The following is a 24,646-nucleotide window of genomic DNA, read 5'->3' on the forward strand; positions in this document are numbered from 1 at the left end:
CCTTCCGCTGGCGGTGAGCGCTCAGGCCCGGCCCTTCGCACCCCGCGACGGCCGGCCCTTCCTGCGGGGCCCGCGCGGCGGGCTGCCGCCCTCGTAGGGGTGGTGGGCCGCCGCGTCGTCCGGGTTGTCCAGGGCGACCAGGCTCTCAGGGTCGCCTTTCGGCTCGTCCCCTGTCAGGGGATCGTCGGGGCTGTCGTATCCGATCAGGTTGGCCTCGCGCGGGTCCACGCCCTTGCCTGCCCGGGGCTTGCTCGGCTCTGGCATGATGGTTCCCTCCCTCGGGTAGTCTGCCCGGCGGGTGCACCGGGCAGCCCTCGGGCGCAGGCACCGCAGGCGCGCCGGACGCGGCCGGCGGCGGTTCCCCTCCACCCCCACGCGGGTGCATGGGTGCCCCGCCCCAGGGGGATCCTTCCTGTGAGCATCGGTGTCCGGGCGCGGGGGAAGCGTAGGAGATCGGTACGGCCCCCGGGCTGGCTCCGGCGGGGAGACGGAGGCGGTGGCCGTGCACGTGCTGATGCTGAGCTGGGAGTACCCCCCGCGGGTGGTGGGGGGGCTGGCGCGGGCGGTGGCCGGGCTCTCCCGGGCCCTGGCCGCCGGGGGCGTGGAGGTGAGGGTGCTCACCCTGGGCGAGGCGGGGAGCCCCTTTCGGGAGGAGGACGGGGGCGTCGAGGTGATCCGGCTCCGGAACGGGTTTCCACCCGCGCCGGACCTGGTGACGGCCGTGGCCCACTTCAACTTCGACGCGCTGCAGGAAGCCATCGCGCTCTCAGGGCGGGGGTTCGACCTCATCCACGCGCACGACTGGCTGGTGGCCTACGCTGCCCGTACCCTCAAGCACGGATTCCGGGTGCCCCTGGTCGCCACCCTCCACGCCACCGAGCACGGGCGCAACCGGGGGATCCACACTCCTCTGCAGCGCTACATCCACGACATGGAGTGGACCCTCACCTACGAGGCCTGGCGGGTGATCCTCTGCAGCAGCGCGATGCGCGAGGAGACGGCCCGTCTCTTCAACCTGCCCGCCGACAAGACGCTGGTCCTCCCCAACGGCGTCGAGCCGGACGAGCTGGCGGTTCCGGCGGACGAGGACCTGGCCGCCTTCAGGCGCATGCACGCGGCCCCCGACCAGACCCTGATCCTGGCCATGGGGAGGCTCGTGCCCGAGAAGGGTTTCGACGTGCTCCTGGACGCCTTCCGGCTCGTGCTCGATCGCTTCCCTCGGGCCAAGCTCGTCATCGCCGGCGAGGGCCCGCACCGGGCGGCCCTGGAGGAGCGCGCCGGGCGGCTGGGCGTGGCTCCCCACGTGTACTTCAAGGGCTTCGCAGCCGATCCGGTGCGGAACCGGCTCCTGCACGTAGCCGACGTGGCGGTCTTCCCCAGCACCTACGAGCCCTTCGGGATCGTCGCGCTGGAGGCCATGGGTGCCGGCCTTCCCGTGGTGGCCTCGCGCTGCGGCGGTCTTCCTGAGGTGGTGGAGCACGGAGAGACGGGGCTCCTGGTGCCTGCGGGAGATCCTGCGGCCCTGGCCGACGCGCTGGTGCCGCTCCTTCTCAGCCCGGGCCTGCGCGAGCACCTGGGCAGGCGCGGGCGGGAGCGGGTGGCGGCGCGCTTCGGCTGGCGCCGGGTGGCCGAACGGACCCTGGAGGAGTACCAGCGGGTCCTGGACGAGCGGCGCCGGGTGGCCTGGATCTCGCAGACGGACGGGCAGGGGAGCCGGGACGGGCGGAGCGTGGGCGTGAACGGCACCCCGGACCGGTACGCGCTTGGCCGTCAGGCCGAGGCGGGGGACCGGGAGATGGTCGGTTCGGCGGCTTCGCGCCGGGAGGCGTAGACCGAGTAGTCCAGGAAGGGGAAGAGGTTGTCCCGTTCCTCCAGGAGGGCCAGGCGGTGGGGGTCCACGGCGCCCTGCACCAGGTCCTGGTGGAGGGCCAGGAAACGCTCCAGGTGCTCCACCACCCGCCGCCGGGCGTACTCCACCATGGTTCCCGTCTTCATGATGAAGGCCCAGTCGCTCGCCTGCGCGAGAAGGAGCTCCCGGGCGGCCTGGTTCAAGGCCCGCCGCTCGAGCCCGCCCGCGTGGGGGAAGCGGTCCGCAAGCTCCACCATCCGCTCGGCCGCCTTGTGGAGGTGGCGGTAGATCCAGTCGTTGCTTCCTTCGAGCCAGACCTCGTTGTATCCCTTGTAGCCCCAGCTGGAGAGGGTGGGCTCCACGAGGGCCAGCCCGTCCAGCCCGTCCAGGTGCTGGGCCGGGGTGGTGGTGTGGACGCTGGGGTTCCCCGCCATGAAGCGGAGGACGTCCTCCAGGAAGTCCGGTCCCTCGAACCACCAGTGGCCGAAGAGCTCCGCATCGTAGGGGGAGACGACCACGGGCGGGCGGTCCATCCCCCCGGCCAGGTACTCCACCTGCTTGGCCCGGTTGAAGACGAAGTTGCCCGCGTGCACCCGGGCCCGTTCCCGCCCGGCGTCCGGGTCGTAGAGCTCCTTCATGGGGGTGGGGCCGGTGATGCGGTGGTACTTGAAGCCCGTGGCTCCCCGTACCCCCGCCCGAAGGTAGGGGCGGACGTACTCCCAGTCCAGGTCCCAGCCGACGTCCCGGTAGAAGTCGCGGTAGACGGGGTCGCCCGGGTAACCCTCGGTGGCGCTCCACACCTGCTTGGACGACTCCCAGTCGCGCCCGAAGACCGCGAGTCCCGCGCCCGTCACCGCCGGCTCGTAGACCGCGTGGACGGGCCGGGGCCGGCCGAAGAGGAGCCCGTGCGCGTCCACGATGGTGTACTCGACCCCGTGCCGCCGCAGGATCCGATCGTGGCCGGGATGGAAGGCGCACTCGGGCAGCCAGAAGCCCCGGGGCGGCCGGCCGAAGAGCTCCTGGTACGCCTGGACGCCTACGGCCACCTGGGCCTCCACGGCCTGGGGCACCACGTCCATCAGGGGCAGGTAGCCGTGGGTGGCCGCCGAGGCCAGCACCTCCACGTGCCCGGCCTCCTGAAGCCGGGCCAGGGGGGCGATCAGGTCCCGGTGGTAGCGCTCGCGGTAGAGGCGATCCACCTCAGCGAGCCGTTCGCCGTGGAACCGGGCCAGACGGTGCAGGGCCGGTTGGTTCCGGGCGCGGACCTCTTCCCGCCCGGCCAGCTCGCGCATCAGCTCCAGGCGGCGGGTAAAGCGGTCCTGGAGCAGGGGGTCGCGCAGCATGGCCGCCAGGGTGGGCGTAAGGGTGAAGCTCAGGCGGAAGGGCACACCCTCCTCGGCGAGCCGCTCCAGGCGGGCCAGGAGCGGGATGTAGCACTCGGCCATCGCCTCGTGGAGCCATCCTTCCTCCAGGGCGTCGGGGTGCTCCGGATGGCGCACGAAGGGGAGGTGGGCGTGGAGGACCAGCGCCACGCGCCCCAGGGATTCAGCCACGGGAGGTCGCCTCCTTCAGGGGTACCTCGGCGCCCCGGTCCGCGAAGCTCGCTCGGGTCACCAGGAGGGCGAAGGTCCGGCGCAGGCCGCCGTCCACGCTCACCGCCTCCAGGCCGAAGGGGAAACTCCCGTCGGGAAGCCCCACACGCAAGGAGAAGCTTCCGTCCGGCCGGAGGGAGACGGGATCGCGGTTGAGCCACAGGGTTGCGGTGGGCGCCGTCCGCCCGTGGAGGATCAGCTCCGCCTCCACCTCCAGGGGCAGGTCGGCCGCCGGGGAAGGGGCCCACGCTCCCGCGGGGCTCGCCCCCGGGCTCGTCACCCACGCGAGAGGCGATCCCTCGGCCAGGGGCAGCGCGAGCCCGGCAAGGAGCCTCTGGCGACGCTCGGCGAACTCGGGGGAACCCTGGGGGTCCATCCCCCGGAGCTGGCGGAGGACCACCTCCTGGGCACGGCTCACCCTGGGGGCGGTCAGGTAGGCCGGGTCACGGGGGGGCGTCTCCACGCGGTTGGAGCGGGCCACCAGGGTGAAGCCGCCGCCCGGGCCCCGCAGGCCCAGCTCTGCCTCGAACCGGTGGCCCGGCCGGCCTGCCTCGATGTACCAGCTCTCCGCCTCGCCCACGCCGATCTCCTGGAAGGGGCCGGTCTCGGCCAGGTCGTGCACCCGCAGGACCGGCTCCAGCTCCGTCTCCCGGCACGCCTGCTGGGCGGCCGCGACGCCGAACGAGGGAGGCGTGATCTCCCAGTACGCGAAGATCCATTCAGGGTCGCGTACCAGGAGCGTGACGCGATCCTCGCCGTAGCGCGCCGGCAAGGCCGGGGTCTGAAGCTGAGCCAGACTCACCGTGGATCCCCCTTCGCCGTGGGGCGGGCGTAGCAGGCCAGTGGGCGGCCGACCTTACTATGTTCGCGGCGCGGTGGCGGTATGCGGGAAAAGCTGTGCAGGGATGCGGTCCGGCGGGGAAGAAGTAGAAGCGCGCCCGGCCGATCGGGGCGTGTCTTCCAGCGACCGCGCCCGGTAGGCGCCGGCGTGAGGGGATGGTGGCCATGTCAGGCACGACAGCCTGGCTCATCCGCGGGGCGAAGGTTCTGGCGGAGGACGGTTGGGACGACGGCGCGGTGCTGGCCGTGGTGGCGGGGCGCATCGCCTACCGGGGGGACCTGCGGGCCCTTCCCCGCCGGCTCGAGGTGGCCGGAACGGAGGTGGGGCGCCAGAGCCTGGAAGAGATCCAGGCCGAAGGCGGCTACCTCTGCCCCGGCTTTGTCGACATCCACGTCCACGGTGGGGGCGGCGCCGACGTGATGGACGCCTCGCCCGGGGCGTTGCGGCAGATCGCCCGCACCCACGCCCGCCACGGCACCGTGGCGCTCCTGGCCACCACCGTCAGCGCGCCCTACGAGCACGTGCGCCGGGTGATGGAAGCGGTGCAGGAGACGTCGGACGGCCTGGACGAAGGCTCGGAGATCCTGGGCGTTCACCTGGAGGGCCCGCACCTGAGCCCGAGGCGGGCGGGGGCCCAGAACCCCGAGTACCTCACCCCTCCGGACCCTCGCGAGCTGGAGGCCCTGATGGAGCGCTTCCCCGGCCTGCTGGCCATGGTCACCCTGGCGCCCGAGCTGGACGGTGCCTCGGAGCTGATCGAGCTCCTTCATCGCAGCGGCGTGGTGCCGGCCGTGGGGCACAGCGACGCCACCTACGAGCAGGCCGTGGAAGCCTTTCAGCACGGTGCCCAGCACGCCGTGCACACCTTCAACGGGATGAACCCCCTCCACCACCGGGCCCCCGGCGTGCCGGGCGCGGTGATCACCACTCGCCCCGTGACCGCGGAGCTCATCGCGGACGGCTTCCACGTGCACCCGGGAGTCGCCCGGCTCCTCTGGCAGGTGAAGGGCCCCGATCGGCTCGTGCTGGTGACCGACGCCATGCGGGCCACGGACCTGCCCGACGGACGCTACGAGCTGGGCGGGCTGGAGGTGGAGGTACACGCCGGGGCCGCGCGCCTGGCCGGCAGTGAGACCCTGGCGGGCAGCACCCTCACCCTGGAGCGGGCGGTCCGCTGGATGGCCAACGAGGTGGGCGTCCCTCTGGCCGACGCCGTGCGCCTGGCCTCCCAGAACCCCGCCCGTCGGCTGGGCTTGGGCGACCGCCTGGGCAGCCTGGAGGTGGGGAAGGACGGAAGCGTCGTCCTCCTGGACGGGGAGCTCCGGGTACGGCTCACCCTGCATCAGGGGTGGGTGCTCTACGACGGGCAGGGCAGCGAGTACGACGAGGCGGAAGCCGAGCGGAGCCAGGACGCGTTGGGTGATGGCCCGGCGGCGGCCGGCGGCCTGGGCGCGGAGCCCGAGGCGGAACCCAGCGCCAGCGTCCTGGCCCGCATGGAGCACGAGGAGGAGCTCTGAAGGTCCATGCAGATCCGTGTCGTGGGGGAACCCTCGTCGGTGGCGGACGGAGCGGCCCGGGAGGTGATCCGCCAGGTGACGGAACGCCCGGACAGCGTCCTGGGCCTGGCCACCGGCGCCACGCCCGAGGGGCTCTACCGGGAGCTGGTGAAAGCCTACCGGCGGGGCCGGGTGAGCTTCGCGCGGGTGAGCACCTTCAACCTGGACGAGTACGTGGGCCTGCCCGCCGGGCACCCCGCGAGCTACCACCATTACATGGAGCGCCACCTCCTGGCCTACGTGGACGTGGACCCGCTCCACGTGCACATCCCCAACGGCCAGGCGCCCGACGTGGACCAGGAGTGCCGCCGTTACGAGGAGCAGCTCCGCCGGGCGGGCTACGTGGACCTGCAGATCCTGGGCCTGGGGCGGAACGGGCACATCGGCTTCAACGAGCCGGGAACCCCGTTCGGCAGCCTCACCCACCGGGTGGCCCTGGCAGAGACCACCCGGGAGGCGAACCGGGTCCACTTCCCGGCGGGCCAGGAGCCGCCCCGCGAGGCGATCACCATGGGCATCCGCTCCATCATGCAGGCCCGCCGCATCCTGGTGCTGGCCACCGGGGAAGCCAAGGCCGAGGCGGTGGCGGCGGCCGTCTTGGGGCCCGTCACCGAACAGGTTCCGGCCTCGATCCTGCAGCTTCATCCCAGCGTCACCTGGTGGCTGGACGAGGCTGCAGCCAGCCTGCTGGAAAAGGACCTCCGCCAGGTGGACAGAGCGCTTTGAGACCTTCATCGCGCGGGGTGGCCGGGTGCGCGCCCGGAAGGCACCCGGGCGCGCACCCGGTCTGCTTCGGCCGGGGCATCGCCGGGCCCCAGGGGCACCCGGGGTGCATCCGTCCGGCTCGGGGGTGGCAAGCATGCAGTTCATCCTGGTCACCGGGTTGTCGGGGGCCGGCAAGAGCGAAGCGATCCATGCCTTCGAGGACCTGGGCTTCTTCTGCGTCGACAACCTGCCGCCCGCGCTGATCCCCAAGTTCGCGGAGCTCTGCCTCCAGTCGCAGGGCCGGATCACCCGGGTGGCGCTGGTGTGCGACATCCGCGGCGGGCTCTTCTTCCAGAACCTCTTTGAAGCCTTGAAGGAGCTGGAGCAGCTCAGCATCCACTACCAGATCCTCTTCCTGGAAGCCTCCGACGACGTGCTGGTGCGCCGCTTCAAGGAGACGCGTCGCCGCCACCCGCTGGTGGGCGAGGAGGGCACGGTGCTCGAGGGTATCCGCAAGGAGCGGAAGGTGCTGGACGAGCTCCGGGGCCGGGCCACCGTCATCCTCGACACGAGCCACCTGACAGGGAGGGAGCTGCGCTCGGAGATCGCGGAGCGCTACGGCGGCGAGCCCAACCGCCGCATGGTGACCACCCTGGTCTCCTTCGGGTACAAGCACGGCATCCCCCTGGACTCGGACCTGGTGCTGGACGTCCGCTTCCTGCCGAACCCGCACTACGTGGAGTCGCTCAAGCAGCTGACGGGCAACGACGCCCGGGTGGAGGAGTACGTGCTGCGCTGGCCTGCGGCCCAGCGCTTCCTGCAGGAGGCCGAGCGTTTCCTCTCCTTCCTGGTGCCGCACTACGTGCAGGAGGGGAAGAGCCACCTGGTGGTGGGGGTGGGCTGCACCGGGGGGCAGCACCGGTCGGTGGTGATTGCCAACCGCCTGGCCGACTTCCTGCGCTCCCAGGGGTACCCCGTGGTGGTGGAGCACCGCGAGCTCTCGGAGACGCAGGGCAAGGAGTAGGGCGAAGGAGGGACGGAGCTGGCCGCTCAGCGTCCCGGCCCCTCGACGGGAGCCGGACCACACGCGCCGGGCCGCCCGCGTGCTTCCTCGTCCCGGCCGCTGCGGCTCCGCTTCGGCGGGGCCGTCCGCCAGGAGCTGGCGGCGGAGATCCCCCCCGAACGAAGCTGCCGGAAGGCCGAGCTCGCGGCGCTGATCCACGTGCTGGGCCGGCTTGGGCCCGGACCCGACGGCCGGCTGGAGCTGGTCTCGGGCGAAGCATGGGTGGTGCGCGCCGCCTACCGGCTCCTCCGCCACCTGTACCGGGCCCCCCTGGAGATCGCCTACCGGCGCAGCCCCCAGGGGCGGGCCAGCCGGTATGTGGTCCGGGTGTCCACGGGTGCCGCCACCCGGGTGATCCTTCGATCCTTGGGGATCGGCCGGCTCCCCCCCGAGGGAGACCTGGACCGGGCCGGCCACGGGACGGACTGCCCCTGGGCCTACCTGCGGGGGATCTTCCTGGCCCGGGGCTCCGTCAACCGGCCGGGCCGAGCGTACCACCTGGAGCTGGTCTGCGAGAGCGCCGCCGTGCACCGCCGGGTGGGCCGGCTGCTCGAAGGGACGGGGCTGCGGGCGGGCACGGCCGCACGACGGGGCATGCTCCTCCACTACCTGAAAGGGGTCGATCAGGTGGTGGCCTTCCTGCAGGGGATCGGCGCAGACCGGGCCGTGCTGGAGCTGGAAAGCAGCCGGGCCCTCAAGGGCATGCGCAACCAGGTGAACCGCATGGTGAACGCGGAGACGGCCAACCTGGAGAAGTCGGTGGCAGCCAGCCTTCGCCAGGCGGAGGCCATCCGCCGCCTGCAACGCTCGGGGCGGCTGGCCGGCCTTCCGGACCCTCTGCGGGCAGTGGCCCGCGCGCGCCTGCGCCACCCGGACCTCTCCTTGCGGGAGCTGGGCCTCGCGCTGCGGCCGCCGGTCCCCAAGTCCACGGTGGAGTACCGCATGAACCGCCTGATGCGGCTCGCGGGCCAGCTTCCGGCCCGGGGGGACACGCACTGAAGAGGGGGGAAGGATCTCCCCCTCCCTGGGAGAATAGCGTAGGGGATAGCTGTGTGTCGCCCTGCCGGGACCGTTTTCAGCCGCGCAGGGACGGCGGGCATCCCGGGGGTGAGGCGGTCCTTGGAGAACACGGGTCTGCTGCGGCGCATCGTTCCCGAGGCTGGGGAGCTGATCGAGAGGCGCTACCTCTTGCTGCAGCACATTTCCTTCGCCCAACCGGTGGGGCGCCGGGCGCTCGCAGCCCATCTGGACTGGGCGGAGCGCATGGTGCGCAAGGAGATGGATTTCCTGCGACGCCAGGGTTTGATCGTCTCGGATCCGGAGGGGATGCGGGTCACGGCAGAGGGTGAGGAGGTCCTGCGGGCGTTGCGCGAGTACCTGCGGGACTTCCGGGGCATCAGCCAGCTCGAGCGGGAGCTGGAGCGCCGGCTGGTCTTGAAGCGGGTGACCATCGTGCCCGGCGATTCGGACCTGGATCCCACGGTGAAGAAGGAGCTCGCCCGGGCCACGGCCCAGTACCTCCAGGGCATCCTGCAGGCGGGCATGACCCTCGCGGTGACGGGGGGCACCACCCTCGCCGAGGTGGCCGAGAGCCTGCCGCCCAGCCGGGATCCCTGGCCCATCACCGTGGTTCCCGCCCGGGGCGGCCTCGGCGAGGAGGTGGAGCTGCAGGCCAACAGCGTCGCCGCCCGCATCGCCCAGCGCCTCGGTGCCCAGTACCGCCTCCTGCACATCCCCGACGACCTGGGGGAGGAGGCGGTCCTCGCGCTCCAGGCGGAGCCCCGCATCCGGGAGCTGCTGGACCAGATCAAGCGGGCCGACGTGCTCCTGCACGGCATCGGCTCCGCCGAGGAGATGGCCCGGCGGCGCGGCCTGCCGGCGGAGACGGTGCGGTTGCTGCGGAAGCGCCGGGCCGTGGGCGAGGCCTTCGGCTTCTACTTCGACCGGGAGGGGCGGGTGGTCTACACCACCAGCTCGGTCGGGATCCGGCAGGAAGACGTTCCCCAGATCACCCACGTGGTGGCGGTGGGTGGCGGGCGCAGCAAGGCCGAGGCCTCCCTCTCGGTGATCTCCACGGGCGGCCAGGACGTCTTCATCACCGACGAGGGTGCCGCCCGTACCCTGCTCGAGATCCTCGAGTACCGCGAGCGGAGCGCGGGCCCCCTCCGGACCGAGGTCTCGGAGGCGGGCATCGGGGTACCCTAGGAACAACTCAGACAGGAGGTCGACAGCATGGCGATCCGGGTAGGGATCAACGGGTTCGGGCGCATCGGCAGGCTGGTCTTCCGGGGTGCCTTCCTGGACCCGGAGATCGAGGTGGTGGCCGTCAACGACATCACGGATCCGGCCACCCTGGCCCACTTGCTTCAGTACGACTCGGTGCACGGCCGCTTCCCCGAGAAGGTGGAGGCCGCGGAGGACGGGTTCCGGGTGGGCGGTCGCGTCGTCAAGGTCCTGGCCGAGCGGGAGCCGGCCAAGCTCCCGTGGCGCGACCTGGGCGTCCAGTACGTCATCGAGTCCACCGGGCTCTTCACCAAGCGTGATCAGGCCGCCTGGCACCTGGAGGCGGGCGCCCGCAAGGTGATCATCAGCGCGCCGGCCAAGGGCGAGGACCTGACGGTGGTCATGGGCGTCAACGAGGAGATGTACGACCCTGCCCGCCACCACGTCCTCTCGAACGCCTCCTGTACCACCAACTGCCTGGCGCCCCTGGTGAAGGTGATCCACGACAGCTTCCACGTGGTGCACGGCTTCATGGTGACCGTGCACTCGTACACCAACGACCAGCGCATCCTGGACCTGCCGCACAAGGACCTGCGGCGGGCCCGGGCCGCGGCCCAGAACATCATCCCCACCACCACGGGCGCGGCCAGCGCGGTGGGCAAGGTGCTGCCGGACCTGAAGGGCAAGCTCGACGGCTACGCGATGCGGGTGCCCACCCCCGACGTCTCCATCGTGGACCTCACCGCGGTGGTGGAGCGGGCCACCAGCGCCGACGAGGTCAACCGCGCCCTGCGGGCGGCGGCGGAAGGTCCGATGAAGGGCGTTCTGGAGTACACCGAGGAGCCGCTGGTCTCCATGGACTTCAAGGGCAACCCCCATTCCTCCATCGTGGACGCGAGCCTTACCAGCGTCATCGACGGCACGCTGGTGAAGGCGGTCTCCTGGTACGACAACGAGTGGGGCTACTCCCTGCGGGTGGTGGACCTGCTCAAGTACGTGGCCGCGCGCGGCTGAACGAGGGAAGGCCCGGGGAGCGCGCCGGGCGCCGGGTGCCGTGTGCCGGGCGTCCCGGGCGCGGCTTCGGCCCCGGGTCCAGCAAGGGAGGGAGAGAGCCATGCAGGTGCTGGCAGTCGACCGGTTGCCGGTGCAGGGCAAGCGGGTGCTGGTGCGGGTCGATTTCAACGTGCCCATGAACGACGCCGGACAGATCACCGACGACACACGCATCCGGGCCGCCCTGCCCACCATCCGCAACCTGCTGGACCGAGGGGCGGCCGTGATCCTCATGTCCCACCTGGGCCGGCCCAAGGGGAAGGTGGTGGACGCCTTCCGGCTGGGGCCCGTGGCCCGGCGCCTGGCGGAGCTCCTGGGGCGGCCCGTCAGCAAGGCGGATGACTGCGTGGGCCCTGAGGCGGAGCAGGCCGCCCGCGCCTTGAGCCCCGGCGACGTGCTCCTGTTGGAGAACCTCCGCTTCCACCCTGAGGAGGAGAAGAACGACCCGGACTTCGCCCGGGGCCTGGCGGCCCTGGCCGACGCCTACGTGAACGACGCGTTCGGCGCCGCCCACCGCGCCCACGCCTCCACCGAGGCGGTGGCCCGCTTCCTCCCGTCGGCGGCCGGCTTCCTCATGCTCAGGGAGATCGAGATCATGGGCCGGGCCCTGGAGAAGCCGGACCGGCCCTTCCTGGCCATTCTGGGCGGCGCCAAGGTGTCCGACAAGATCGGGGTCATCGAGAACCTGCTGGGCAAGGTGGACACGCTGGCCATCGGTGGCGGCATGGCGTACACCTTCCTGCGGGCCAAGGGGTACGAGGTGGGCCGCTCGTTGCTGGACGAGGAGCGGATCCCCCTGGCCCGGCGCCTCCTGGAGGAGGCGGAGCGGAAGGGCGTGCGGCTGCTCCTTCCGGTCGATGTGGTGATCGCCCCCACCATCACCGCAGACGCCCGCACCCGGGTGGTCCCGGCCGGCCAGATCCCGGCCGATCAACAGGGGCTCGACATCGGCCCCGAGACGGCCAAGGCCCTGGCCGCGGAGGTCCGCACCGCGAAGACCGTCGTCTGGAACGGCCCCATGGGCGTCTTCGAGCTGGAGCCTTTCGCCAGGGGCACCCGGGCGGTGGCCATGGCCATGGCCCAGTCCGACGGGGTGACCATCATCGGGGGCGGCGACTCGGCCGCCGCCGTGGAGCAGATGGGCCTCGCCGACCGCATGACCCACGTCTCCACCGGCGGCGGGGCGTCGCTGGAGTTCCTGGAGGGCCGCACCCTTCCGGGGGTGGCCGCTCTCGAGGCTGCGGCGGCGCGGATGGAGGAGAGGGCATGAGGCGGCCTCTGATGGCGGGCAACTGGAAGATGCACCTCACCCTCGACGCCGCCCAGGCCCTGGCGCGAGGGGTGGTGGAGGGGCTGGAGCGGGCGCTCCCTGGGGACGATGGCGTAGAGGTGGCCCTCTGCCCGCCCTTCACCGCCCTGGAGCGGGTGGGGCGGGTGCTGGAGGGAACCCCCGTGGCCCTGGGCGCGCAGGACCTCTTCTGGGAGGATCAGGGCGCCTACACGGGCGAGGTCTCCGGGCTGCAGCTGGTGGACCTGGGCTGCCGCTACGTGATCGTGGGCCACTCGGAGCGGCGCCACGTCTTCGGCGAGTCGAACCAGGCCGTCCAGCGGAAGCTCGGGGCCGCCTTGCGTCACGGTCTCGCCCCCATCCTGTGCGTGGGCGAGCGCATCGAGGAGCGACGGGCCGGGCGGGCCGACTCCTGGGTGCAGGATCAGTTGCGGACGGCCGTGGCGGAGCTGAAGCCCGGCGAGGCGCGCCGGCTCACCATCGCCTACGAGCCCGTCTGGGCCATCGGCACCGGCGAGCACGCTTCGGGCGAGGAGGCGAACCGGATGGCCGGCGTCATCCGGAGTCTGCTCGAGGAGCTCTTCGACGCCCAGGTGGCCGCGGCGGTGCGCATCCTCTACGGGGGAAGCGTGAAGCCGGCCAACGTGGGCGAGTTCCTGGCCCAACCCCAGGTGGACGGCGCGCTGGTGGGCGGGGCGAGCCTGGAAGCAGAGGGGTTCGTGGCCATGGCGGTGGAAGCCCGGGCGCCCAAGGGGCCCGGCAAGGGAGGCGCGTGACCGATGATTGAAGAGATCCATGCCCGCGAGATCCTGGATTCCCGCGGCAACCCCACCCTGGAGGTAGACGCCTACCTGGACGACGGCAGCTTCGGCCGGGCGGCCGTGCCGTCGGGGGCGTCCACGGGCCGTTTCGAGGCGGTGGAACTGCGGGACGACGACCCCGACCGCTACGGGGGCAAGGGCGTCCTGAAGGCCGTGGAGAACGTCAACGAGAAGATCGCCCCGGAGCTGGTGGGGCTCGACGCCACCGACCAGGTGGCCATAGACCGCACGCTCATCGAGCTCGACGGAACGGAGAACAAGGGCAACCTGGGCGCCAACGCGCTGCTGGGGGTCTCCCTGGCGGTGGCCAAGGCGGCCGCCGAGTCGTCGGAGCTGCCGCTTTACCGCTACGTGGGCGGCGCCCTGGCCCACACGCTGCCCGTGCCCATGATGAACATCCTCAACGGAGGCCGCCACGCCGACAACACCGTGGACATCCAGGAGTTCATGGTGCTGCCCGTGGGGGCGCCGAGCTTCCGGGACGCGCTGCGCATGGGCGCCGAGGTTTTCCACGCCCTGAAGGCCGTGCTGAAGGGTCGAGGGCTCTCCACGGCGGTGGGGGACGAGGGCGGCTTCGCCCCCAACCTGCGCTCGAACGAAGAGGCCCTGGACGTGATCGTGGAGGCCATCGAGAAGGCGGGCCTCCGCCCCGGCGACGACGTGGCCCTGGCCCTGGACGTGGCCGCAAGCGAGCTCTACCACGAAGGGGCCTACCGCTTCGAGGGCGAGGGGACGACCCGGCGCTTCGAGGAGATGGCCGACTTCTACGCCCGGTTGCTCGACCGCTACCCCATCCGGAGCATCGAGGACCCCCTGGACGAGGAGGCCTGGGCCGACTGGGCCCAGCTCACCGCCCGCCTGGGCGGCCGGGTGCAGGTGGTGGGCGACGACCTCTTCGTCACAAACACCCGCCGGCTGGCCCGGGGCATCCGCGAGGGGGTGGCCAACAGCATCCTGGTGAAGGTGAACCAGATCGGCACCCTCACCGAGACCCTGGAGGCCGTGGACATGGCTCACCGGGCGGGCTACACGGCGGTCCTCTCGCACCGCTCGGGCGAGACTGAGGACACCACCATCGCCCACCTGGCCGTGGCGACCAACGCCGGGCTCATCAAGACCGGCGCCCCCAGCCGGAGCGAGCGGGTGGCCAAGTACAACGAGCTCGTCCGGATCGAGGAGGAGCTCGCCGACCAGGCCCGCTACGCAGGCGCCGCCGCGCTGGCCCCGCGCCGCCCGTAGGGCGCGATGGGCGGGGCCGTCCGGGGACCGGCTGGAACGTGCAGCCGTTTTCGGAATTCTTGTCAGCCCAGGGGGCCTGTGCTACAATGGCCGCGTGGCGCGCCCGGTCGTGCGCGCGCCGCTGGCGGAAAGGGGCGATGGCGTGACCACAGCGTTCATGGTGGCGGAGCTGATCGTCGCGATCCTGCTCCTGGTGGTCTTCTCCCTGCAGCGGAGCAAGGGGGAGGGCCTGGGCTCCATCGGCGGGAGCGCCCAGATGTTCTTCGACCAGTCCAAGGGGCTGGACCGGGTCCTGGAGCAGGCGATGACGGTGCTGGGCATTCTCTTCATGGTCCTGGCCGTGGGCCTCGCGCTCATCGCCTGAGAGTCCGGCAGTATGCGTCGGGGGCGGGCTTCGGCTCGTCCCCTTTGAACGCACCCTGCGGAACGGCCGCTTCCATCCAACTCGTCAGGGAGGAATCGTCGTATGGAACTCGCCGCGTGGGCGCCCTGGGCCGGGGTCGGGGCCGGGGTGCTCTCCTTGCTTGTGGCCCTCTTCTACTTCCAGGTCGTTTCAGGGTCCGATCCGGGGAACGAGCGCATGCGCTCCATCTCGGCGGCGGTGCACGAGGGGGCCATGGCCTTCCTCGGCCGTGAATACCGTATTCTCCTCTTCTTCGTCTTGATTGTGGCCGTCATCATCTGGCTGGCAGGCGCCTTCTCGCCCGCCGCCATGGATCCCCGTACCGCCATCGCCTTCGTGGTGGGGGCGGCCGCATCCACCCTGGCCGGGTTCATCGGCATGCAGGCCGCCACCCGGGCCAACACCCGCACGGCCCAGGCCGCTACCGGCGGTATCGGCCGGGCGCTGGGGGTGGCCTTCTCCGGAGGCTCGGTCATGGGGCTCTCGGTGGCGGGGCTGGGTCTGGCCGGGGTGAGCCTCATGGTGTGGATCTTCGGGCGGGTGGACAGCCCGGTCACCTTCAACGTGGTGAACGGCTTCGCCTTCGGGGCCAGCTCCATCGCCCTCTTCGCCCGCGTGGGCGGCGGCATCTACACCAAGGCGGCCGACGTGGGCGCCGACCTGGTGGGGAAGGTGGAGGCGGGCATCCCCGAGGACGATCCCCGCAACCCCGCAGTCATCGCCGACAACGTGGGAGACAACGTGGGCGACGTGGCCGGCATGGGGGCCGACCTTTTCGAGTCCTACGCCTCGTCCATCATCGCCACCATGGCCCTGGGGGCGGCGCTGGTGGCCCGGGATGGGGCGGGTGCCACCGGCTACCTCTTCCTGCCGCTGGTGACGGCGGTCGTGGGTGTGGCGGCGGCCATCCTCGCCGGCTTGATGGTGAGGCGGGGCGTGGGCGGGGACCCTCAGGTGGCCCTCCGCTACGGCACCTTCATCGCCGCGGGGCTCGCGCTGGTGGGCACCTACTTCGCCGCCGTCCGGCTCATCCCCGACGACGGCGTGCGCGTCTTCGTGGCGGTGGCCTCGGGCGTGGTGGTGGGGGTCCTCATCGGGGTGCTCACCGAGTACTACACCTCCTACGCGTACAAGCCCGTCCGGGGCATCGCCGAGGCCTCCCTCACCGGGACCGCCACCAACATCATCTCGGGGCTCTCGGTGGGCATGGGCAGCACCGTGGTGCCCGTCCTCCTGCTGGCGGCCGGCATCTGGCTGGCCTACGCCATGGCGGGCCTTTACGGCATCGCCCTGGCGGCCGTGGGTATGCTCTCCACCACGGGCATGACCGTTTCGGTGGACGCCTACGGGCCCATCGCGGACAACGCCGGGGGCATCGCCGAGATGGCCGAGATGGACCCCAAGGTCCGCCAGGTGACGGACCACCTGGACGCGGTGGGCAACACCACCGCCGCGGTGGCCAAGGGCTTCGCCATCGGCTCCGCGGCCCTGACGGCCCTGGCCCTCTTCAGCGCCTACTCCCAGGCGGCGCACCTGACCAGCATCGACCTGCTCCACCCGTCGGTGGTGGTGGGCCTGTTGATCGGGGCCATGCTTCCCTTCGTCTTCTCGGCGCTGGCCATGCAGGCGGTGGGCTCCGCCGCGCACGACATGATCGGCGAGGTGCGCCGCCAGTTCCGTGAGATCAAGGGCCTCATGGAGGGCAAGGCGCGCCCCGAGTACGCTCGCTGCGTGGACATCAGCACCGCCTCGGCGCTGCGCTCCATGCGGGTGCCGGGTAGCATGGCGGTGGTGGTGCCGCTCCTGGTGGGCTTCCTGCTGGGCAAGCACGCGCTGGGTGGGCTGCTGGCGGGCGCCACCGCCTCCGGCGTGCTCCTGGCCATCATGATGGCCAACTCGGGCGGTGCCTGGGACAACGCCAAGAAGTACATCGAGAACGGCCACCACGGCGGGAAAGGCACCCCTGCCCACGCGGCCGCGGTGGTGGGCGACACGGTGGGCGACCCCTTCAAGGACACGGCCGGACCCAGCCTCAACATCCTGATCAAGCTCATGGCCATCGTCTCCCTGGTCTTCGCCCCGCTCTTCGGGGCAGGCCTCCTGGGGTGAGCCCCGCGGCCGCCTGAGCTGCAGGCTGCCCGCGGCCTCGAGCCGCCGCATCGCTCCCGTGCCACCGGTCCCCGGCGAGGTTCCCGCCGGGGGCCGGCGCGTTCCACCCGGGGGGAAATCGCCGGTCGTGACCGCGGTCACGAGGAAGGCCCTCTCATGCCGGCGTACTCTTCCCTGGAAGGGGTGGTCGCGCGTGGCTGAGGAACCAAGAAGTCCCGGGCGCCGGTGCCGCGCCCGGAGGGCACCCGGGGCGCCCGGAGCCTGGCTGGCGGCCCTCGGGCTCGCCGTCCTGCTGGCTGTGGTCCCGGCGGGCCCGGCCTGGGCCGCAGGCGAGGGCCCGGCGCCCCAGGGCATCATCGTCCAGCCCGAGCCGCACGAGCTTCAGGCGCGCATCGACACGAACTCGAGCCGCTACGACGTGGGCGACCTGGTGAAGGTGAGCTTCTGGGTCAACCAGGAGGCGTACGTCTACATCTACAACCTGGACACCTCCGGCCGGGTGACCCTCATCTTCCCCAACCGCTACGACCAGGAGAACCGGGTGCGGGCGGGCAGCCACCAGCTCCCCGGGCGCGGGTACGTCTTCAAGGTGCGCGGACCCGAAGGGATCGAGTACCTACAGATCATCGCCACGGCCGCTCCCATCGGCTTCTTCGATCCGGGCGCCCTCCAGCGGGAGGCCTTCCCCGACCTGGGCGCGCCCGGCGGGGTGGAGGGGCGGGTGCGGGCCCAGCTCCGCATCGTCCCCGAGCGCCAGTGGGCGGTGGACTGGACCTCGTACCGGGTGGGCCGCGAGGCGCCACCCCCGCCCCCGCCGCCCCGGGAGCGGAAGGGCTGGCTCTGGGTGGACTCCGACCCCTCCAACGCCGCCGTCTACGTGGACGGGGCCTACACGGGGCACACGCCCCTGAGGATCCGGCTGGACGAGGGGAGCTACCGCCTCGAGGTGCGGCGTGAAGGCTACGAGCCCGAGACCGAGCGGGTCCGGGTCCGTGAGAACCAGGAGACCCAGCTCCGCCTGGTGCTGGAGCCCGAATCCTCCTGGAACTGGCCGCCCCCACCGCCTCCGCCGCCCCCGCCGCCCCCACCCCCGCCGCCGTCCTTGCCCCCGCCACCCCCACCGCCCGGGCCGCCCCCGGCCCCGCACCCGCCCGTCGTCTACGCGGGCTTCGACGTGGGCATCGGCCAGGATCCCGACGACCCGGAGAAGGGCGACGTCTTCAGCTTCGGAGGGGACATCGGCGGGCGCACCTTCGGGCTGGGCTTCAGCCTGCGGTTCACGGGGGATCGGGTGCCGGAGTATGAGCCGGTGGACAGTCCAGACGACCTCGTGGAGAATACGACCACACTGGAAGAAGGCCCCGAAACCGAGATCTACGGGCGGATCACCGTCGCACGCGCCGGGAGTCTCGCGTTTCGGGCGGGCCTGGGTCTAGCATGGCAGAAAAAGGCGACGGTACCAACGGTTGACGTCGAGTATCCTCAGGATCCGAGCATGCCGACCGGAAAGGGCTACGCCGAGTACGACGTCTACCCCACCGCCCTGATCGGCGCGGCGCTGGAAGCCCGGCACGGGTACGTCTGGGCGGGCTACCACATCCGCCGGGGGCTGGTGATGGGGGCCGGCTTCAGCTTCTGAGGCGGGCGCCGGAGCGGTCCCCCACGGGCTGGTCCGCTCGCTGGCGGGCGCAAGGACCCTCGCGGGCACGGGCGCGGGTCTCGCTGTCCCGAGGCACCCATGGCGGGTGTCCTTCGGGCGCGGCGGGACCCGCGGCGCGCTCGGCCGCGATCCGTGGCGACCACGTGTTCGGGTCCTGGGACCTCCTGGGACGGTCCCAGAAATCCCCTTCAAGGTCTCTGTAGCGAGGCCGATGTAAGACATGACGGTGGGCTCGTGAAGCCCCCGCACGAGGGTAGACGCGAAAGGGCAAACCCGGCGAAAGCCGGGGACGCAAAGCTCCGGCGCTTCGAGGGCGACCTCATGCGGGCCGAGCTGCCGAACGGTCCTCGGGAATCCACGCCGCGGCGCGTCGCGGCGAACGCACGCGCGGGGTCGCCGCGACCCACCTCGAGCCCGACCACGGCAGCCAACCAGGGCCGGAGCGCACAATGCCGGAACGGAGGAAGGGCTCGATGGCCGTGGTCCCGGGTACGTCCATGGAGGTGTTGCAGGCCAATCGGACGGCCGTTCTCGCTCGCTGGGTGGGGCTTGCCGCCACCCTCCTGGCGCTGCTGGCGGCCCGCGCGGTGGCCCCCCACCGCCTGATGCCCCTGGTGATCCTCCTGGGCGCCGCCGCTCTCCTCAACACGGCAGCCTGGCTCTACCTCCGCGCGTCCGCCCGCGCAGGTCTCCCCAAGCCTGCGTTTCACCTCACCCTTCTCCTGCACGGCCAGCTCCTGCTGGACCTGGTCGTCCTGGCCGTGGCCCTCCAGCAGTCCGGCGGCGCCCGCGGCCCCATCCTGGCGCTCTGCATCCTCTACGCGGGCTTGCTGGGGTTCGTCCTCTCGCGGGTTGCCGCGGGGATGCTGGCCTCCCTGGCCGTGGTAGCGCTCGCGGCGGCCCTCGCCGTCTCCCATGTGGACGGAACCCTGACCGCGCTGGGCGAGGCGGCGGTCCTGGACGGCTCAGGCCGGTACCCATGGGAGCACCTCGGCTTCGGCGCAACCTTCATCTTCCTGGCGGTCGCGGCGGGAGGCCGGCTGCGCAAGGAGCTGGAGCGAGGCCAGGAGGGCTGGCGCCAGCGGGCCCTGGAGCTGGCCGTACTCCACCAGGTGGTGGAGGCCGACAGCGCCGCGCCCGACGTCGATGCCTGGATCGGTCGCATCACCCAGATCCTCGCCTCCACCCTCTACCCCGAGGACGTGGGCTTCCTCTTCCTGGATGAGGGGGAGAGGGTCGTGCGACCCCATCCCTCGTACCACGGCCTCGGGCCGAACCCGCACGCGCTGGCCATCCCCCTGGGGACGGGCATCACCGGTACGGTGGCCCGCGAGGGCCAGCCCCTCCTGGTGCCGGACGTACGGCAAGACCCCCGGTACCTGAAGGTGCTCGCGCACGTAGCCGCGGAGCTCTGCGTGCCCGTGCGGGTGGAGGGCCGGGTGAGGGGAGTCCTCAACGTGGAGACCCGGCGCTCAGGCGTCCTTACCCAAGAGGACGTCCACCTGATGGCCACCGTCGCGGACCACGTGGGTGCGGTGCTTGCCCGCGAGCGGGTGCTCGCGGCGGAGCGCGCCGCACGCCGGAAGGCGGAGAGCCTGGAGCGCGTGGCCGCGGTGCTCAACTCCACCCTGGAGCTGGACGAGTTGCTGAGCCGGGTTCTCGAACACCTGAGCCGCCTGGTCCCCTCCGTCAGCACCTCGGTGCAGGTCCTGGAGGGGGACCGGCTGCGGATCGTGGCGGGCCGGGGGTTCGAGCAGATGGATCAGGTCCTCGGGATGAGCTTTCCCCTCGAAGGTGACAACCCCAACCGGATGGTGATCGGGCAAGGCCGACCGCTCATCGTGCCCGATGCACGGGCGTCCTTTGCCGCCTTCCGAACGAAGCCCCACGACCACATCCGCTCGTGGCTCGGCGTGCCGCTGGTCTCCCGGGGAAAGGTGATCGGCATGATCGCCCTGGATCGCTCCGAGGTGAACGCCTTCAGCTCCGAAGAGTCCGAGACCGCCCTGGCCTTCGCCAACCACGTGGCCATCGCCCTGGAGAACGCCGGCCGCTATCAGGCAACCCTCCACCAGGCCATGACCGACGAGCTCACCGGCCTGTACAACCGCCGCTACTTCCGCCAGGAGCTCGAGCGGGAGGTGGTTCGCAGCCGGCGGTACCAGCACCTGGTCTCCCTGCTGATGGTCGACCTGGACGACTTCAAGCGCTACAACGACCGCTATGGCCACCCCGCCGGGGACCAGCTGCTGAAGGAGCTGGCCGGCCTCATCCGCAGGGTGGTGCGCCAAACGGACACGGCCGTCCGCTACGGGGGCGAGGAGTTCGCGGTGATCCTGCCCGAAACCGACGCGGCCTGGGCCCTGGGCCTGGCCGAGCGCCTCCGCCAGGCCATCGCCGCGCACCGCTTCGTCGTCGAGGGGGTGGGGCCCCTGGGCCAGGTGACGGCGAGCCTGGGGGTGGCTACCTTCCCCCGCCACGCGCGCAGTGCCCGGGCGCTCCTCCAGGCAGCGGACGAGGCCCTCCTGCAGGCGAAGCAAGGCAAGGACCGGGTCCTCCTCTACGGCTCCGGCGAGGCGCGCGCCCCCGTTCCCGGCGAATCCCCATCCGACCCGCAGGCCGCACGCTAGACGAACGCCGGCCGGTCATGCCCGGGACGGAGCCGCCGGCCCCACGCCATCTCCTTGCGCCCCCGCCGGGGCGGTGGTATCCTGGGACGGCCGGAGACCGACGGAAGGGAAGGGGGGCTCCCGGTGGCCGAAGAGCGGGTGGTTGCCACCAACAGGAAGGCGCACCACGACTACTTCATCCTGGAGCGGTTCGAGGCGGGCATCGTGCTCACGGGCACCGAGGTGAAGTCCCTGCGGGCGGGCCGGGCGAACCTGCGCGAGGCCTTCGCCCGGGTGGAGGGCGGCGAGGTCTTCCTCCACAACCTCCACATCAGCCCCTGGGACTTCGGAAACCGGTGGAACCACGAGCCCACCCGGACCCGGAAGCTGCTGTTGAACAAGGACGAGATCCGCCGCCTGGTGGGCAAGACCCGGGAGGCGGGAAAGACGCTGGTGCCGCTACGCATCTACTTCAACGCCCGCGGGCTGGCCAAGGTGGAACTGGCCCTGGCCCAGGGGAAGAAGCTCTGGGACAAGCGGGAGAGCATCGCCCGGCGCGACGAGGCCCGGGAGATCGAGCGCCGCTTGAAGCAGCGGGCCTGAACGTGTATACTGAAGGTGCTCGGAAGCCCGAGACCCTTGGGGGCGAGTCAGGCTCGACAGGGGGTACGGGGAGCGGAGATAAGCGGGCCGAGGTCCCACCTGCTCGCTAAACGGTGGACTCAAAGACAACTGCCGACAACGAACCGGCACTCGCGGCTGCTGCTTAAGTAGGCCGTGCGCTTGACGGGCCTCGCCTGCCGGGACCCGTCGGGTGTCAAAGAAGGCAGGCTACCTGACCCTCTCCTCCCGAGGAGGGCCGGGGAAACCTGACGGGATAGCCCCGCCGGCATCCTGCCTGTGGGAAGGTCGCGGGGCGAACCCCGAACACAGGCTACGCCCGTAGAAACTCCTCTCGTTGTCCTTCTGGACCAGGGGTGCGACTCCCCTGCGCCTCCACCAGGTGTGCCCGGCACTCAGGTGCCGGGCTTCTTGCTGCCCTCGGCGGGCTCGCCTGGCCGCCCGCGTCCGCGCCGCCCCGCCCGGCTTCCAACCAAGGGAAGGTTGCTTCCACCCGCGTACCGGCAACCGAAACCGATTCCGTCCCACACGCGGCCAGGAATCTCAAGAGGAACCGAGAAGAACATGCAAGGTTCCGGCATTCCTTGCCGGATCTGTCAACCCGTGGGAGCCGGCGTCGGATACCGCGTGGGGTGTCGCACCCGGGGGAGCAGGGGGCGCGGCAACCGGCCCGAAGCCGGCGCGGGAGGGACGCGCGTGGCCGGGAGGGCTGCAGCACCGCTCGGGGCGACGGGGTGGGGACAAGCCCGCTTCAGGCGCGGGAAGGTCCTGCCTGTGCTCGCACTCTTCGCGGCCGCGCTGGCCCTGGTTGCGGCGGCGTCTCGCCCCGTGCAGGCCGAGGACCCGCCCCAGGATGACACGGCCGCGCTCCGGGTGGTGCGGGTGCTCGACGGGCGGCCGGCGGCGCCCTTCCAGTTCCTGAGCGACCGGCTCCGGCTCACACCCACAGCCGAGCAGCCCGACCCCGACGCGCTCCTGCTCGAGCTGCCGAGCGGCCAGACCACCGCCGCCCGGACCTACCGCGAGGACGGCATCCAGTACCTGGACCTGGTCTCCCTCGCGACCGCCCTGGGCATGCGCCTCGACTGGGACCCCTCCGTCTGGGGCTTCCTCCTGCGGCCGCGCCATGCGGCGCGGGGCGCGCAGGAGATCGCCTTGCTGCCCGAGGGGGTCTTCGACGGGCTGGGCGGCCCCGTCTCCCAGGCGCAGCTCACCACGGTGGAGGAGCGGGGCCCGGAGGCGGCCGGCGTGCCGTATCCGGTAGCATGGCACACCCCCTCGGGGCAGGAGAGTGCCACGCCCCCGCAGGCGCCGCGCCCAGAGGGCACCCGGCCCGGGAAGCCTGAAGAGGAAGCGAGCCAGGTGCTCGGCCTGCGGGTGCTCACCGACGGCGGCATGCCCCGGGTGCAGGTGGAGGCGGCGGCGCCGGTCTCCCATCGCAGCATCCTGCTCGCCAACCCCGCCCGGCTGGTCATCGACCTGGCGCCGGCCCGCCTGGAGCAGTCGCTGGTGGAGCTGCCGGCCGACCAGGACGTGGTGAAGTCGGTGCGGGCATCCCAGTTCGAGCCCGGGGTGGTGCGGGTCGTGCTGGACCTGACCCATCCCACCGGGTACCGGGTGGCCCGCACCAGCGACAGCCGGGTGATCCAGGCCGAGCTGGACGAGCACGTGAGCGGCTACGCCCTCTGGCGGGAGAACGACCGCTTCTACGTGGGGCTGGACGCGACGGGGAAGGTGCCCCTCCAGGTTCGCCCGCTCCGGGAGCCCGATCGGCTGGTGGTGGACATGCAGGGGGCCACCGTCACCCGGGAGCTGAGCGAGCGGCCGCAGGTGGAAGGCGTCCGCTCCGTGCGCCTCAGCCAGTTCCAGCCCCACGTGGCCCGCCTGGTGGTGGAGTTCGAGTCGCAGAGCGGGGCCGCCCTGCCCAAGGCGGCCGTCGCGTGGTCCCCGGAGGGCGGCGGCCCGGTGGAGATCTCGGAAGCCATGCAGCTCGTCTGGTTGAACCACGTGGAGCAGCTGCGCACCCGGCTCTCCGGCTCGTGGCTCTACCTCGCGGTGGAGGCCGAGGACCCCATGACCCTGGAGACCCTGCAACTCTCGGGCCCGCAGCGCCTGGTCTTCGACATCCCGGGGGCGGTGCTCCCGCGCGATCTCGCCCAGAAGGAATGGAGCTTCACCCTGGACGGCCGGGACGGCCGGCAGGACGAGCAGGTCACGGTGCGGGCGGGGCAGTTCAGCGCCGGCCGGACCCGGCTGGTGGTGGAGTCCCGCGACCCCCTCGAGTACCAGGCCTACCGTCTCGAAGGGCAGAACCGGATGGTCATCGGCATCGCGTCGCCGCGGGTGGGCGGGCGGCTGGTGGTCCTCGACCCGGGCCACGGCGGGCTCGACCGGGGAGCCGGCGACACCGACCTGTCTGAGAAGCTGGTCAACCTGGACATCGCCAGCCGGCTGGGGGAAGCGCTGAAGCGCCGCGGGTTCGAGATCGCGATGACCCGGTCCGACGACACCTTCATCCCCCTTTGGGAGCGGGCGGCCCTGGCCAACGCCCTGAGCGCCGACCTCTTCGTGAGCATCCACAGCAACGCCGCCGTCGACGGGGCGGCCGAGGGCATCGAGACCTACTACCTGCCCAAGCAGCCCAACAACCAGATACTGGCCCAGGCGGTCCAGAGGGAGCTGGTCCGCACGCTGCGGCGGAAGGACCGGGGCGTCAAGTCCAACAACTTCTGGGTGTTGCGGGATGCCGAAGTTCCTGCCATTCTGGTAGAGGTCTCGTTCATCACCAACCCGCAGGAGAAGGAGCTCCTGGGGCGGGAGACGTATCGGAAGGAAGCGGCCGAAGCGGTCGCCACGGGCATCGTGCAGTACTTCGCCCGGCTGGACGGGGGCCCGGTTCCGGCCAGCGCTTCGGCCGCAGGCGCCGACCTCTGGAACCGGGTGATGCACGAGTCCCGGGAGGCCGAGGACGCCAAGGCGACCGACGCCTCCATCTGAGTGAGGGGCGTGGGGAA

The 24,646-nt window shown here is 71.8% G+C and carries 19 protein-coding genes, 1 other RNA gene and 1 riboswitch; of the genes, 17 read left to right on the forward strand and 3 right to left on the reverse strand.

The window, feature by feature from the left end:
* Positions 1 to 21: 21 nt before the first annotated feature.
* A complete protein-coding gene (locus LIP_RS05910; protein ID WP_068135583.1) occupies positions 22 to 264 on the reverse strand; it encodes a hypothetical protein in 243 nt (80 codons plus the stop codon).
* Positions 265 to 496: 232 nt separating this feature from the next.
* Between LIP_RS05910 and LIP_RS05915 the strand changes: the two genes are divergently transcribed.
* Complete coding sequence (locus LIP_RS05915; protein ID WP_198409750.1) at positions 497 to 1,831, forward strand: glycosyltransferase family 4 protein; 1,335 nt, start codon at positions 497 to 499, stop codon at positions 1,829 to 1,831.
* Here LIP_RS05915 and LIP_RS05920 read toward each other — a convergent pair.
* Positions 1,771 to 3,402: a glycoside hydrolase family 57 protein gene (locus LIP_RS05920; RefSeq protein ID WP_068135586.1), complete on the reverse strand. Its 1,632-nt coding sequence runs from the start codon at positions 3,400 to 3,402 to the stop codon at positions 1,771 to 1,773. The genes LIP_RS05915 and LIP_RS05920 overlap by 61 nt on opposite strands.
* Positions 3,395 to 4,243: a DUF4912 domain-containing protein gene (locus tag LIP_RS05925; protein WP_068135589.1), complete on the reverse strand. Its 849-nt coding sequence runs from the start codon at positions 4,241 to 4,243 to the stop codon at positions 3,395 to 3,397. The genes LIP_RS05920 and LIP_RS05925 overlap by 8 nt, the downstream gene beginning before the upstream one ends.
* Positions 4,244 to 4,446: 203 nt before the next feature.
* Between LIP_RS05925 and nagA the strand changes: the two genes are divergently transcribed.
* From nagA to LIP_RS06005, 16 genes are all read left to right on the forward strand, one after another.
* On the forward strand, positions 4,447 to 5,799 hold the full coding sequence (gene nagA, locus LIP_RS05930; protein WP_158509569.1) for an N-acetylglucosamine-6-phosphate deacetylase: 1,353 nt from the start codon (positions 4,447 to 4,449) through the stop codon (positions 5,797 to 5,799).
* 6 nt (positions 5,800 to 5,805) lie between these two features.
* Positions 5,806 to 6,564 (forward strand): glucosamine-6-phosphate deaminase, encoded by a 759-nt coding sequence (gene nagB, locus LIP_RS05935; protein ID WP_068135595.1) that lies wholly within the window; start codon positions 5,806 to 5,808, stop codon positions 6,562 to 6,564.
* A 133-nt stretch (positions 6,565 to 6,697) separates the two neighbouring features.
* Complete coding sequence (rapZ, locus tag LIP_RS05940) at positions 6,698 to 7,567, forward strand: RNase adapter RapZ (RefSeq protein ID WP_068135598.1); 870 nt, start codon at positions 6,698 to 6,700, stop codon at positions 7,565 to 7,567.
* 99 nt (positions 7,568 to 7,666) lie between these two features.
* The gene (whiA, locus tag LIP_RS05945; protein WP_269433392.1) at positions 7,667 to 8,605 is read left to right on the forward strand and encodes a DNA-binding protein WhiA; all 939 of its coding nucleotides are present in this window, start codon (positions 7,667 to 7,669) and stop codon (positions 8,603 to 8,605) included.
* A 120-nt stretch (positions 8,606 to 8,725) separates the two neighbouring features.
* Positions 8,726 to 9,811 carry a sugar-binding transcriptional regulator gene (locus tag LIP_RS05950; protein ID WP_082725936.1) on the forward strand — a complete coding sequence of 362 codons (1,086 nt, stop codon included), beginning with the start codon at positions 8,726 to 8,728 and terminating at the stop codon, positions 9,809 to 9,811.
* Positions 9,812 to 9,838: 27 nt separating this feature from the next.
* Entirely contained in the window at positions 9,839 to 10,843 is a 1,005-nt protein-coding gene (gap, locus tag LIP_RS05955; RefSeq protein WP_068135605.1) for a type I glyceraldehyde-3-phosphate dehydrogenase, read from the forward strand.
* Between the two features lie 100 nt (positions 10,844 to 10,943).
* The gene (locus LIP_RS05960; RefSeq protein ID WP_068135608.1) at positions 10,944 to 12,152 is read left to right on the forward strand and encodes a phosphoglycerate kinase; all 1,209 of its coding nucleotides are present in this window, start codon (positions 10,944 to 10,946) and stop codon (positions 12,150 to 12,152) included.
* The gene (tpiA, locus tag LIP_RS05965; RefSeq protein ID WP_068135610.1) at positions 12,149 to 12,946 is read left to right on the forward strand and encodes a triose-phosphate isomerase; all 798 of its coding nucleotides are present in this window, start codon (positions 12,149 to 12,151) and stop codon (positions 12,944 to 12,946) included. Before LIP_RS05960 ends, tpiA begins: the two co-directional genes overlap by 4 nt.
* Positions 12,947 to 12,949: 3 nt before the next feature.
* Positions 12,950 to 14,230, forward strand: coding sequence for a phosphopyruvate hydratase (eno, locus tag LIP_RS05970; protein WP_068135612.1), 1,281 nt, complete (start codon positions 12,950 to 12,952; stop codon positions 14,228 to 14,230).
* A gap of 142 nt (positions 14,231 to 14,372) precedes the next feature.
* Positions 14,373 to 14,594: a preprotein translocase subunit SecG gene (secG, locus tag LIP_RS05975; protein ID WP_068135615.1), complete on the forward strand. Its 222-nt coding sequence runs from the start codon at positions 14,373 to 14,375 to the stop codon at positions 14,592 to 14,594.
* A 102-nt stretch (positions 14,595 to 14,696) separates the two neighbouring features.
* A complete protein-coding gene (locus LIP_RS05980) occupies positions 14,697 to 16,742 on the forward strand; it encodes a sodium-translocating pyrophosphatase (RefSeq protein WP_068135618.1) in 2,046 nt (681 codons plus the stop codon).
* 193 nt (positions 16,743 to 16,935) lie between these two features.
* Entirely contained in the window at positions 16,936 to 18,381 is a 1,446-nt protein-coding gene (locus LIP_RS05985) for a DUF4384 domain-containing protein (protein ID WP_068135620.1), read from the forward strand.
* Positions 18,382 to 18,658: 277 nt separating this feature from the next.
* Positions 18,659 to 18,743, forward strand: a riboswitch (cyclic di-GMP riboswitch).
* A 132-nt stretch (positions 18,744 to 18,875) separates the two neighbouring features.
* Positions 18,876 to 21,032: a diguanylate cyclase gene (locus tag LIP_RS05990; protein ID WP_068135625.1), complete on the forward strand. Its 2,157-nt coding sequence runs from the start codon at positions 18,876 to 18,878 to the stop codon at positions 21,030 to 21,032.
* Positions 21,033 to 21,155: 123 nt separating this feature from the next.
* Complete coding sequence (gene smpB, locus LIP_RS05995) at positions 21,156 to 21,614, forward strand: SsrA-binding protein SmpB (protein WP_068135628.1); 459 nt, start codon at positions 21,156 to 21,158, stop codon at positions 21,612 to 21,614.
* A gap of 38 nt (positions 21,615 to 21,652) precedes the next feature.
* Positions 21,653 to 22,013, forward strand: a transfer-messenger RNA (tmRNA) gene (gene ssrA / locus LIP_RS06000).
* 393 nt (positions 22,014 to 22,406) lie between these two features.
* Positions 22,407 to 24,629: an N-acetylmuramoyl-L-alanine amidase gene (locus LIP_RS06005; RefSeq protein WP_068135631.1), complete on the forward strand. Its 2,223-nt coding sequence runs from the start codon at positions 22,407 to 22,409 to the stop codon at positions 24,627 to 24,629.
* Positions 24,630 to 24,646: the final 17 nt, after the last annotated feature.

It is taken from the genome of Limnochorda pilosa (assembly GCF_001544015.1).
In the GTDB taxonomy this organism is placed as follows: domain Bacteria; phylum Bacillota; class Limnochordia; order Limnochordales; family Limnochordaceae; genus Limnochorda; species Limnochorda pilosa.